Annotated in this window: 9 protein-coding genes and 1 pseudogene; 2 read left to right on the forward strand and 8 right to left on the reverse strand. The window is 62.4% G+C overall.

The window, feature by feature from the left end:
- Positions 1–36 precede the first annotated feature (36 nt).
- From BM403_RS11460 to BM403_RS11475, 4 genes and pseudogenes are all read right to left on the reverse strand, one after another.
- Positions 37–1,437 carry a PIG-L deacetylase family protein gene (locus BM403_RS11460; RefSeq protein ID WP_043204682.1) on the reverse strand — a complete coding sequence of 467 codons (1,401 nt, stop codon included), beginning with the start codon at positions 1,435–1,437 and terminating at the stop codon, positions 37–39.
- Positions 1,434–2,330, reverse strand: a complete 897-nt coding sequence (locus BM403_RS11465) for an antimicrobial resistance protein Mig-14 (protein ID WP_093542845.1) — start codon at positions 2,328–2,330, stop codon at positions 1,434–1,436. The genes BM403_RS11460 and BM403_RS11465 overlap by 4 nt, the downstream gene beginning before the upstream one ends.
- Positions 2,331–4,088 (reverse strand): carbamoyltransferase family protein, encoded by a 1,758-nt coding sequence (locus BM403_RS11470; protein WP_003187998.1) that lies wholly within the window; start codon positions 4,086–4,088, stop codon positions 2,331–2,333.
- A gap of 142 nt (positions 4,089–4,230) precedes the next feature.
- A pseudogene (locus BM403_RS11475) lies at positions 4,231–4,344 on the reverse strand (YceK/YidQ family lipoprotein); the annotation flags it as partial.
- Positions 4,345–4,497: 153 nt separating this feature from the next.
- Here BM403_RS11475 and BM403_RS11480 point away from each other — a divergent pair.
- Together BM403_RS11480 and BM403_RS11485 are read left to right on the forward strand one after the other, a co-directional pair.
- Entirely contained in the window at positions 4,498–6,603 is a 2,106-nt protein-coding gene (locus tag BM403_RS11480; protein WP_093542847.1) for a TonB-dependent receptor family protein, read from the forward strand.
- Positions 6,604–6,678: 75 nt separating this feature from the next.
- Positions 6,679–8,067, forward strand: a complete 1,389-nt coding sequence (locus BM403_RS11485; protein ID WP_093542848.1) for a hypothetical protein — start codon at positions 6,679–6,681, stop codon at positions 8,065–8,067.
- Between the two features lie 6 nt (positions 8,068–8,073).
- Here the strand turns inward: BM403_RS11485 and BM403_RS11490 are convergent, their stop codons facing one another.
- The 4 genes from BM403_RS11490 to BM403_RS11505 are packed head-to-tail and all read right to left on the reverse strand — an operon-like array spanning position 8,074 to position 12,443.
- A complete protein-coding gene (locus BM403_RS11490) occupies positions 8,074–9,000 on the reverse strand; it encodes an ABC transporter permease (protein WP_012721870.1) in 927 nt (308 codons plus the stop codon).
- Positions 8,997–9,947, reverse strand: a complete 951-nt coding sequence (locus tag BM403_RS11495) for an ABC transporter permease (protein WP_046033903.1) — start codon at positions 9,945–9,947, stop codon at positions 8,997–8,999. The genes BM403_RS11490 and BM403_RS11495 overlap by 4 nt, the downstream gene beginning before the upstream one ends.
- Positions 9,940–11,463: a sugar ABC transporter ATP-binding protein gene (locus tag BM403_RS11500; RefSeq protein ID WP_093542850.1), complete on the reverse strand. Its 1,524-nt coding sequence runs from the start codon at positions 11,461–11,463 to the stop codon at positions 9,940–9,942. The genes BM403_RS11495 and BM403_RS11500 overlap by 8 nt, the downstream gene beginning before the upstream one ends.
- Positions 11,463–12,443 carry a sugar ABC transporter substrate-binding protein gene (locus BM403_RS11505; protein ID WP_093542852.1) on the reverse strand — a complete coding sequence of 327 codons (981 nt, stop codon included), beginning with the start codon at positions 12,441–12,443 and terminating at the stop codon, positions 11,463–11,465. Before BM403_RS11505 ends, BM403_RS11500 begins: the two co-directional genes overlap by 1 nt.
- Positions 12,444–12,596: the final 153 nt, after the last annotated feature.

Below are 12,596 nucleotides of genomic sequence, written 5' to 3' on the forward strand. Positions count from 1 at the left end.
TGCTACGCGCGGGCAGCCCGACGAAAAAAGTCAATTTCAGTCCTGCTTCAGCACCCAAAGCAGCTCGTGACGGCGCACGGCCTTGCGGAAAAATTCGTTCTCGCCGTAAGGCGATGGACCACGCCCCGCCAGTAATTGCTGCAACAGGCGACGTACCCGACGCTTGAACGGCGCACGGGGCTGCAGGTCATGCATCATGCCCAACGCCATGGCCTTGTCTTGCTGCTGGCTCAGGCTCAGCACCCGGCAATAAGGCTCAAGCACCTGGGCGGCATCGAACTGCGGCGGCAAAGCGATGCCGGCGCCTGAATCACCCATGGGCCAGCGGTCATTATCATGCAGATGGTTGGCATAGCCGAGCAAGGTACCCGGTTGCCACTCAAGCCCCTGCAACGCTTGCACCACCGCAGTGTGTGCACAAATATGGTCCGGGTGAGGGTCGAGCACCGGCGTCGGCAACACAATCACCTCGGGGCGCGCCTTGAGCAGCACCGCGCGCAGGTCGGCAATCAAGTTGTCCCAGGTCGGCGCGCCGTCCACATCGCCCGGCAACGCCAAGGCATTGAACTGGCGGAACAGCCGCGTATCGTCCAACTGCGCTTCGCGCGAGACCTGGGGCTGATCGGGGGCGTCGCGCATAGCCGGCAGCTGCAGGCAAAAGTACCCCAACTGCACGCAGTGCGCCTCGGGCACGCCGGCCCAACGCGGCACGGCAATGCTGTCCCAGGCACGCAGGCGCCCTTTGATCCGCGCCGCTTCAGCCGTGGGCATGCCCATCTGCTGATAGTGTTCGGCCTCGATTTCACCGGCGGTCAGGGTCACGATCCAGCTTTCATCGGCCTGGCCATACAGGCCGAAGGCGGCCAGTTCAGCATCGTCGGCATGGGGCGCGATCACCATCACCCGCTGACGGGCAGCGTCCGGCTGACGAAAGACCCACAAGACAGGCTGGCCGATCACGCGGCAAAAACGACCGCGCAGGCGCAGTTCACCGCCGGCCAATGCCGCCGCCGAACCGGTGAGGTTGAGGTAACGCTTGCCGGCCACGCCGCGCTCGAACGCCTGGCGATCGTCCAGAAACTCAACCGCAGGATCAAAGAAACGGCCCCATAGGTTGCTTTTGAGCTGTACTTCGACGATCAGCGTTTCATCGCCAGCCAGCTCGAGCGGCGTATCGGCGAGCAACTTGCCGCCTTCCAGACGCAAGCCGACCTGCTGGCCACTCGACGCAAAACGGTAGTGGTAGTCATCCTTGGGCGAATAAAACAGATGGTCGGCAAACCAGGCTTCATGGGCCACCCACAGCACAATCGCGAGGATCAACGGCAGCCACCAGGCCACCAGCACACCGGCCGCAATCAACACCAGCAGGCCGATCAGCAGCGCAATGCGTTTATTGCGGCGGTGGCGCTTGAGCAGTTGCTGTTTACGGCTCATACGCTGAACACCGGCACTCGGTTGCACCAGCGCTCCTTGTACTCGCGGTCGGCACGCCCGAAGGAAAAGCGCAGCGGTTTCTCCACCTCCCGCGCCTGTTCCCAGGCGCTTTGCGTATTGAGAAAACTCAGTACGCTGCCGGGGCTGAATGCACGGGTTTCAGGGTCGACACCGCCGTTGACGTATTCAATGCTGACCCACTCAGGCGACTCGACGCGATACACCAACTGCACGGCAATCGGCGCATCGTTGAGAAACAGCACCGAGCCCATCAGGAAATCCTTGAGCAACGCCAGCACCTCAGCCAGGCGCTCGGCGCCGGTGGCGGGGAAACCCCAGCGGCGCTGGAACAGATCGCAGTAGATGGCCGCCAGTTCCGTACTGGAAAACTCATTCACCGCCCGCACCACGCCACCCGCCTCTTCCAGCAGACGCAATTCGCGGCGCTGGTTGTAGCGAAATTTCTTCGACAGGTCTTCGGGGGTGCGCGCCATGGCCAACTGCTCGGCCTGCGGCTTGAGGGTGCTGATGCGGCCCTCGTTCAGCGCTGACAAGTAGCGCCCACGATGGCGCACCGGCAACTGCGCATCGGCGGCGATCGGCAGGATGATCTCGGCATTGCCGAGGTCAAACAGGCCTTTCTTGCCGCTGCGCTTGAGCACGTCCTTGGACAGGGCCAAGTCGCGTCCCCAGGTGGCAATTGCCCCCTTGAGTTCGCCGTCCTGTTCCCAGCCCAGGTAACGCACCGGAATCTGCGCCAGGTTCGCCAACCGCTCGACAACCTGCGGATGGGTCGCCACGCTGCCGCCAAACCGCTGCCAGGCCTGGGCGTAAACCTCGGCCTCGACAGGCGCCCAGCCACGCTCACGCCAAGCCTGGAAGCGGTTCAGCATTTAGACCACAGCGTCATAAGGGTCCACGCCGTCCTTGACGACCAGGATGTCTTCCATGATCAGGTACTGCAGGTCGGAGCCGAAGAACATGTTCAGCGCGTCGGTCGGCGAGCAGATCATCGCTTCGCCACGACGGTTGAGCGAGGTGTTCAGCGACACGCCGTTACCGGTCAGTACTTCCAGCTCTTTCATCATGTCGTAGTAGCGCGGGTTGTACTCGCGCTTGAGCACCTGGGCGCGGGAGGTGCCATCTTCGTGGACCACTTCCGGCACGCGGGTTTTCCACTCTTCCGACACTTCAAAGGTGAAGGTCATGAACGGCGCCGGGTGATCGACCTTGATCATCTGCGGGGCCACGGTGTCGAGCATCGACGGGCAGAAAGGCCTCCAGCGCTCGCGGAACTTGATCTGGTGGTTGATGCGGTCAGCCACGCCGGTAGCGCTAGGGCAACCGATGATCGAACGACCGCCCAAGGCACGCGGGCCAAACTCCATGCGCCCCTGGAACCAGGCCACCGGGTTGCCGTCGACCATGATCTTGGCGATGCGCTTAGGCATGTTTTCGATCTTGCGCCAGTTCGGCTTGCTCTCGTGCTTGGCGCACGCGGCAATCACGTCTTCGTTGCTGTAGGACGGGCCGAGGTAGACGTGCTCCATCTTCTCGACCGGCACACCACGGGCGTGGGACACATAGGCCGCCGCACCTACCGCGGTGCCAGCATCGCCGGACGCCGGCTGCACGAACAGCTCTTTCACGTCGTCACGGGCGATGATCTTCTGGTTCAGCTTGACGTTCAGTGCACAACCGCCGGCGAAGGCCAGCTTGCCGGTGTCCTTGAGGATGTCGCCCAGGTAGTGGTCGATCATCTGCAGGGCCAGCTTCTCGAACAGCGCCTGCATGCTGGCCGCGTAGTGGATGTACGGTTCGTCGGCGATATCGCCTTCGCGCTTCGGACCCAGCCACTCGATCAGTTTGGGCGAGAAGTAGAAACCCTTGCCCTTCTCTTTATAACGGCGCAGGCCGATGACGTTGGCGTAGTCGGTGTTGATCACCAGTTCGCCGTTTTCAAAGGAGGCCAGACGCGAGAAGTCGTATTTGCTGGCGTCGCCGTACGGCGCCATGCCCATGACCTTGAACTCACCGTCGAGCATCTCGAAACCGAGGAACTCGGTGATCGCGCCGTACAGGCCGCCGAGGGAGTCCGGATCGTAGAATTCCTTGATCTTGTGGATCTTGCCGTTTTCGCCGTAGCCGAAGAACGTGGTGGCGTACTCACCTTTACCGTCGATACCGAGGATCGCGGTTTTTTCCTGGAAGCCGGAACAGTGGTAGGCGCTGGAAGCGTGGGCCAGGTGGTGTTCAACCGGCTCGATCTTGATTTTCTTCGGATCGAAGCCCAGTTGCTCCAGGCACCAGACGATCTTGTTGCGATAGCGCTTGTAGCGACGGTTGCCCATCAGGATCGCGTCGAGGGCGCGGTCCGGGGCGTACCAGTAACGTTTGGCGTAGTGCCAGCGCGCCTCGCCGAACAGGCTGATCGGGGCGAACGGGATCGCCACCACGTCAACGTCGGAAGGCTTGATGCCGGCCTGCTCCAGGCAGAACTTCGCCGACTCGTAGGGCATGCGGTTCTTTGCATGTTTGTCGCGCACGAAGCGCTCTTCTTCGGCGGCCGCGATCAGCTTGCCGTCGATATACAAGGCTGCGGAAGGATCATGGCTAAGGGCGCCGGACAGGCCAAGAATCGTCAATGCCACAGGGGTCTAGCCTCTTTTAGTCTGCATGCAGGCGGGTTGCGCCTGAAAAAAGTGTGCTTCCCGCCTGGGCAGGAAACAGCTAAAGGGCGGGATTATAGCGTAAAAGAGGTGGGAAACTGTTAGCGGCAAGCGTCAAGAGGGACTAGCGGAAGATCTCGATGCTGCCGTCCTTGTTTTGACGGTAGATCGTGTAGGGCAGCACCAGCGTGTCCAGCACGCCGGAGGCCACGAATTCGATGGCGATGATAGGGACGGCACCGGCACCGAGGTCTATCAGGCTTACATCGTTGGTGTAAAAGCACCGATTCGCACCGTAGGCTGATTCCTAAATGATAAAAATCGCCTGACTCACTAAACTCGCGACCTTTTGCGCGTTTACACACTAAGCGCCACGGATTCCGGCTGACTCATGAACAACCTCACCCGTCTTACCCTGTTGTTGCCCAGCCTGCTCGCCTTGTGCGACACCGCCCAGGCAGACGACACAGCCCTGATCCTCGACCCCAGCGTCGTCACCGGCTCGCGCAGCGCCAGCCCGACCTTCGATCTGCCCTACTCGGTGGACGGCATCAGCCACGAGCAGATCAGCGACGGCCAATTGGGCATCAACGCCTCCGAAGCCCTGTCCCGCGTGCCCGGCCTGGTGGTGCAGAACCGTCAGAACTATGCCCAGGACCTGCAGATTTCTTCCCGTGGCTTCGGCGCCCGCTCGGCCTTCGGCGTGCGCGGACTCAAGCTGATCGCCGACGGTATTCCCGCCAGCACCCCGGATGGCCAGGGCCAGGCAGCCACGTTCAACCTCGACACCGCCGAACGTATCGAAGTGCTGCGCGGCCCGGCAGCCACCTTGTATGGCAGCAATGCCGGCGGCGTGATCCAGATGTTCTCCCGCGACGGCGAAGGCTCGCCCCGTATCGGCGCCGAGACCCTGGTGGGCAGCGACGGCCTGAACAAAAACCACCTGACCGCCGAAGGCGCCGCCAACGGCGCAGGTTTCGTGCTGGACGCCTCGCGGATGGACACCAACGGCTATCGCGACCACAGCAGCGCGCGGCGAGACCAGACCTTTGCCAAGCTCAACTTCCGCCCGGATGACGACAGCAAGCTGGCGCTGATCTACAGCAGCCTGGAGCAGAACGGCACGCAGGACCCGCTGGGGCAGACGTGGGCGGCGTACAAGGCTGATCCGCGCTCGGCGAGTGCCAACGCGCTGACGTACAACACGCGTAAAAGCATCGATCACCAGCAATTGGGCATGAATTACGCGCGCTATTTCGGGGATGCGACGTTGCAGGTGAATGGGTATACGGGGCGGCGGAGTGTGATTCAGTATTTGTCGATTCCCGATAGGTTTCCCACCAGTGGCGCGATCAACCCTGCGAACGCCCGTGGCGGCGTGGTGGCTTTTGACCGTAAGTTCTACGGCGGCTCCATACACTGGCTTCAACCCATCACCAGCGCTCCTGGCGATCTGACGCTGATTGCTGGCCTCGATTACGACCGCAGCGAGGATGATCGCCAAGGCTACTCCAACACCGTCAACGGTGTGCAGGGTGTCAAAGGTGCCCTGGGCCGTGACGAAATCGACACCGCCACCAGCCTCGACCCATTCGTTCAAGCCAACTGGCTGCTGGGTGACTGGACCCTGCAAGCAGGGCTGCGCCACAGCACCATGGAAATGGAGGTGGACGACCACTTTCTCAGCGACGGTAACGACAGCGGCAGCAAGACGTACCAAAAGAACACTCCTTCGGTCAGCGTTATGTACGCCTTCACCGAGGATTTGCACGGTTACGTCAGCGCAGGCAAGGGTTTCGAAACCCCAACCCAGGCCGAATCGGCGTATTCCAGCACCGTCAACGGTTTCAACTTCGCGCTCAAGCCATCGGTCAGCAAACAATATGAAATCGGCGTGAAGGCGCGGGTCGGACAGGACACCCGCGTCAACGCCGCCATCTTCCAAATCACCACCGAAGACGAGTTGGTGGTACAGCAATCCAGCGGCGGCCGTACCACTTACCAAAACGCCGGCCGCACCCTGCGTCGCGGCTTCGAACTGGGCGTCGAAAGCCAACTCAGCGAACAGTGGTCCGCCAACCTCGCCTACACCCGCTTGCAAGCCACCTACGACAGTGACTTCGTCAGCGGCGGCAGCACCGCCGTCGAGAAGGGCAACTACCTGCCCGGCGTGCCGCAAACCACGCTGTTCGCCGAGCTGAACTGGAAACCCCGCGACTGGGTCAGCACTGCCATCGAAGGCCTGTACCGCAGCAAGGTCTACGTCGAGGACACCAATAGCCAGCACGCCGCACCGGCCTACAGCGTATTCAACTGGCGCGCCCGTTTCGAACAGAAGGTGGAACACTGGACCTTCCACCAGACCCTGCGCCTGGATAACCTGCTCGACCGCCAGTACGTCGGCTCAGTGATCGTCGGCGACGGCAACAACCGCTACTACGAAGCGGCGCCAGGGCGTTCCTGGTATGCAGGCGCCGGTGCGGAGTACTCATTCTGATCAGTGCACCCGCACAAGAAACCCTGCGGGCGGTCGAAAGCCCCTGATCAACTGTCTTCTCTGCAAGGAACGCTCATGAAACACATCGCGGTTATCGTCGCCCTGGGCCTGCTCAGCGGTTGTGGCGTGCAAGGCATGAAGCCCGGCGGCACGGCCGAGGTCCCGTATAAAGACATGCTCAAGAAGCCGCTGCTGGCCGACTCGGTCATGCGTGACGGCGACGACCTCAGTTACCAGGTTCACGTCACGCTGACCGACAATGTCGCCGTGCCGGATATCGCACAGCTTCAGGCGTCCTGTGCCACCCCGAGCGGGAGCCTGTTGTATATGGAGGCCCCCGGCACCCCAGGTGCCGATGGCCAGCCCACGCGCATCACCGTCATGCGCAACCTGGCGCCGGAAGTGATCGGCGAACTGCAACAGAACGCCAGCTTTACCGACGCGTGCGCTCGCACGCCGCGCCCGGACTGGCGCCTCGTCAGCACGACAGACACCCAACGCCAATTGTTGATCGACCGTGCCAGCCTCAAGACCGTGGGCGAGAAAATCGAGTTCTGGGGCGCCTACGATGAGCCGCTCATTCTGATCAATACACTCAAAAAAATGCCGTATGCCCAGACCCGCCTGCACTGGGAGGTCAGTTGCAGCCGCCAGACCTATCGGACCCTGGCCGCCTTCAGCCTCACGCCGAAAAACACCGTGACCTTCGGCAACGTGGTAGCCGTTCCCATCGACCAGCCCTTCAGCACCGCCGAGGCGGACACCCGGACCCTGCTCAAGGCCGCGTGCTCGCCAACAGCAGCGCAGCTGCCGGTAGCCGTTACGCGCACCAAGCTCATGCAAACCCTGACACCCGCGCCTGTCCCGGCAACGGTGACGGAGGCGATCTCCGCACTGGGCATGCCCGCCCCAGCCAAGCCTCTGCACCACCTTGTGGAGAAGCGCGAATTGGGCTCCTCCAGCTTGCGCACTGAGGTGTTCATTGAGCCCGGGGCGGGGAACAACCTGCTTAAACTCCGCCGTGCCACCCCATCCTCAAGTGCCAAGATCACGACATTCAGAGGCTTGTTCAGCCTCACCTTCCAAAGCGAATTTGAACTGCGCGGGATGAACGTCTCGGCCGCCAGCACGGTTGAGCAACTCAGTTTCAGCGGCGACTGGAAGCACATGCCGATCGGGACAACGCTGGGGTTCAAGCTCAAAGAGCTCAATCGCAACACGGCTGAAGAGGACCGCGTGCTGTCACGCGACGCGACGTGTGTGGTAGCACGCGAAGTGCCGGCCAGCGACATCAACTCGGCGCTGAGTGGCACTGCCAAGGCGCTCAATTGCACCACGACGGGTGATAACTACCAGGCGACCAACACCGTCATGTACCTGCAGGACTACGGGTATTTCTTCACCCAACAGGACGTCGTCAAGGGCAAATACACAACCCGCACGACGCTGGTCAACGCACAATAGCGCCGATCAATAGCGCTCAAGCAGGCGCCGACTGGCAAAGCTGAAGGTCAACACCCCGAAAATCAGCACACCGGTCGCCACCTGCTGCCAGTAGAAATTCCAGCCAATCAGCAGCAGGCCGTTGGCGATTACATTGATGAACAGCACGCCCAGCAGGGTCCCTGGAATATTCGCCCGACCTTGTCGGCTCAGGGTTGTGCCGATGAACACCGCGCCAATCGCGTTGAGCAAAAATGCGTTGCCGGACAGCGGCACATAGGCGCTGACCGTTGAGCTGAGCAGCACCCCGCCCACCCCACACGCCAACGCAGTGGCCAAGGCCACGACGGTGACGATACGCCGCACCGACAACCCTGAGTAATACGCCAGCAGCGGCTGCGTACCTTGTGCGAGCAGCTCCCGCCCCAGGCGTCCGCGCGCCAGTGCCACACCGTAGAACAGCGCCAGCCCCAACACGATCGACAACGGCGCCAGCCCCGTCAGTTCAGGTTTCAGACCTTGGACGATATAGATGGGCTGGCCCCCGTCCGAGAGCAATTGCTGGGCGCTGGTGCCGATGAACAATGTGCCCAGGGTGGCAAGGAACGGGCTGATCCGCAGCCCGGCGATCAGCCCCGCGTTCACCAGGCCCACCAGCAGCGCGGCAAGCAACGCACCGGTCGCGGCAAACGCCCAGCCATGCCCGCCATTGAGCAGCACCACAAAGCTGAAACTGGCGAAGTCCAACGCCGTGCCCACCGACAGATCAATGCCGCCGGCCGCCACGGCGTAGGTCATGCCGATGGCCACAATCGCCAGCAACACGAAATTGTTCAACACCAGGCTTTGCAGGTTACCGGCGCTGAGGAAGCCCGGCGCCTGCAACGCAAACACGCCGACGATCAGCGCGAACACCAGGGGTAATGTCAGCGGTAACCAGGCGCGCAGGTTCATGCCGTCGCTCCCCGGTTCAGCGCGCTGGACGCCGCGACCACCAACAAGATCAACACGCCCTGCACACCATTGACCCAGAAGTTCGACAGGTTAAGCAGTTGAAAGCCATTGATCAGAAACCCGATCAACAGCGCCGCCAGCAACGTGCCTGGAATACTCGCCACCAGCCGGCGGGAAAACACCACGCCAAGAAACGCAATCGCCACCACCGACAACAGCATGTCGCCCGACCCGGTGGTACTGCCGCTGAAAAACGCCGCCGAGCACAACGCCGCCACGGCAGCAGACAGTCCCGACAGCAGGTAACTCGACAGCACATAGCCAGGCACACGAATGCCCGCCGCTTCGGCCGCCTGGGGGTATTCGCCGACGGCGTGCAGGCGCAGCCCGTAGGGCGAATGCTGGATCAGCAAGGTCAGCAGCGCCGCCGTTACCAACAGCACCCATGCCAAGGCAGGCACACCTAACCCAGTGCCGCCACTGAGCACATCCAGCAGCGGCGAGTCAGTGGACACCACGGTGTTTTCGGTCAACACCAGTTCCAGCCCGGCCAGCACGTTCATGCTCGCCAGCGTCGCCAACAGCGGCGGCAAACGCAGCACTACCACGGCCAGTCCATTGAGCAGGCCGACCGCCAGGCCGCAGCCCAGGGTCAGCAGCACGGTCAGCCAGAGCTCCAGGCCGGCATTGTTGAGACGGCTGAATACCGCCGCGCACAACCCCAGGTTGGCCGCCAGCGACAGGTCGAGCCCACCGGAGACTACGTTCGAACCTCCGCCGATGATCACGCAGGTCAACCCGAAGGCCAGCACACCAAGAATCGCCGACTGGCTGAACACATTCGCCAGGTTGCCCACCGACAAGAAATTCGGCGCCGCCACGGCAAACCCCACTAGAATCGCCAGAAACACCCCCACCGAACCTCGTCGCAGTATGGCTTCAAGCATGCTCGACCTCCCGCACCGGCGTAGCGGCGGCCGGTACAGCGCCGGTGGCACACGCCAGCAACTGGTCGCTGTCGGCTTCTCCCGCACGAAACTCACCGGCCATCTCACCGCGATGCAGCACCAGGATGCGATCGCTGATCCCGAGCAATTCGGGCAAGTCCGACGACAACACCAACACCGCCGCCCCCTCCTCCACCAGGCGCCCGATCAAACGATAGATCTCGACTTTGGCGCCGACATCCACGCCCACACACGGCTCATCGAGCAGGTACACGGCCGAGCGACGGCTCAGCCATTTCCCCAAGGCAACCTTCTGCTGGTTGCCGCCACTGAGCTGGCTGACCGCCGCGTGCGGACCCGGCGCCTTGATTGCCAATTCCTCCATCAGCCGCAAGCTTTCCGCCTGCTCTTTGGCGCGACTCAACAAGCCCCAGCGGCTGAACCGGCCCAGCCCCGCCAGCGTGAGGTTTTCCAACACCGACAGAACCGGCGCAATCCCCTGGCTACGACGCTCCTCGGGCACCAAGGCAATGCCCTCGGCAATCGCTTGGCCTGGCGAGCGCAGGCGCAGCAACCGCCCGTGCAGATGAACGCTGCCACTGTCAGCCTGCTCGACGCCAAACAGGGTCTTGAACAACGCCTTGGCGCCCGACCCCACCAGCCCCGTCAGGCCGACGATTTCACCGCGGCGCACTTCAAGGTCAATCTGCCGGTAGCGCCGCGCCAGGCTCAACCCGCGCACTTGCAACAACGGCTCGCCCAGCTCGACCTTCACCTTGGGGTACATCTCCTGCACCTCGCGGTTGACCATCAGCCGCGCAATCTCGGCGCTGGACGTATGCCGAGGCTGCACCACCGCCACATCGCGGCCATTGCGCAGCACCGTGACCTCATCGCACAGGCTGTCGATTTCCTGCAGGTAATGGGAGATGTACAGAATCGACAGGCCTTGGTCGCGCAGGCGCTTGACGATGCGCAGCAACTGGTCGACCTCGCGCTTGACCAGCGCGACGCTGGGTTCATCGAACACCAGGATCTTGGGCTGGCGAATCAACGCCCGGGTAATTTGCAGCACCTGGCGCTCGGCGCTGTTCAGCTCGCCCACCAGCGCGCCGGCAGGCAGCTGCACATCAAAATATTCGGCCAGCAAACGATCGGCTTCACGCTGCTGTCGACGCCGATCCACAAACGGCCCACGGCGCAGTTCATGGCCGAAAAACAACGCCTCGCCCACGGTAAAACTCGCTGGCAACAGGCGCTCCTGATGGATGAACTGCACACCCAATGCGTCGACCTGACGCGGTGACAGTGCGGCGTACGACTGACCGTCGATACTCACCTGCCCGGCATCGGCCTTGTGGATGCCGGCCAGCACCTTGATCAACGTCGACTTGCCTGCGCCGTTCTCGCCGACCAGGCCATGGATGGTGCCGCGCTCGACCTTGAGGCTCGCATCGTCCAGCGCCAGCGTGGCGCCAAAGCGTTTGTGCAGATTCTGCAGGTGCAACGCCGCCATTAGTCACCCCGCAGTGCTTGGACCTGCGCCAGGTTGTCGGCGGTGGTCAGCAACGTGGCCACATGGGTCTCCTTGGGCAAGTCACGTTGCCCGGCCAGGTAACGCGCCACGTTCTGCACGGCGGTCTTGCCGATCAGCGCCGGTTGTTGCGCCACCACTGCACCGACCGGCGAGTTCGTCTGGCCGAGCAGCGCGAGCACTTCGGGGGTGCCGTCGACGCCATAGGTCTTGATCTCGGTACGCTTGGCATCGATCAACGCCTTGCTCGCACCCAACTGCGGGATGTCCCACGCCGACCAGATCGCCGAAACACTGCCCGCCGGGTACTTGTTGAGCAGCGCCGACACCTGGGAATAGGCATCCTGCACGGTATTGGGGATCACATCGCGCAACTCGGGCTGGATGATCTCCAACTGCGGGTGGTCCTTGAGTGCCAGCTTCAACTGGTCATAACGGATCGCACACACCGGCACGCCGTAGAAGCCGTTGAACACCAGGATCTTGCCCTTGCCGCCGGCGTCCTTGATCAGCTGATCGGCCAGCGCCTTGCCGGTGGCGACGTTATCGGAGGTGGTGTTGTTGAGGCTGTATTGCGACGGCGCGTCGATGGTGAACAGCGGAATGCCGGCCTTGCTGATGCGCTTGAGCCAGGGATCGATCACGCTGAGGGTGCCGAGGGTCTGGATCACCGCGTCGGGCTTCTGGGTGACCACGGTTTGCAGCTGCGTCACCAGGTTCTTGTCGTTGCGCCCGGCATCAAGGGTGATCGGCGTGCCGCCCAGGCGCTTGATCTCATCGACCTGCGCCTGGAATGCCTTGATATCGAAGTAGTGACTGGTGCCGGTCATGCTCACAGCGATGCGCTTGCCGGCCAGGGACGGCACGGTGTCGTCACCGTCTGCGGCATAGGCCGCGCCGCTCAACAACAGCGCGGCGCCGAGGCAGATCAAACGGGAAAACGAGGAAAGGCTGGAAGGCATACAGGGCTCCTGAGCCACCGGTGAAAGGGTTCACCCAGTGACATTGCAGAGCCCGTGCCAGGATTTTTATCGCATTAAATCAACGATATAAAAACCCTGGATGAAAATAGACTGTCGTTCTTGGACACAACTGCCCACCGACTGTTGCTCACG

The organism is Pseudomonas sp. OV546 (assembly GCF_900116845.1).
Lineage (GTDB): Bacteria > Pseudomonadota > Gammaproteobacteria > Pseudomonadales > Pseudomonadaceae > Aquipseudomonas > Aquipseudomonas petroselini.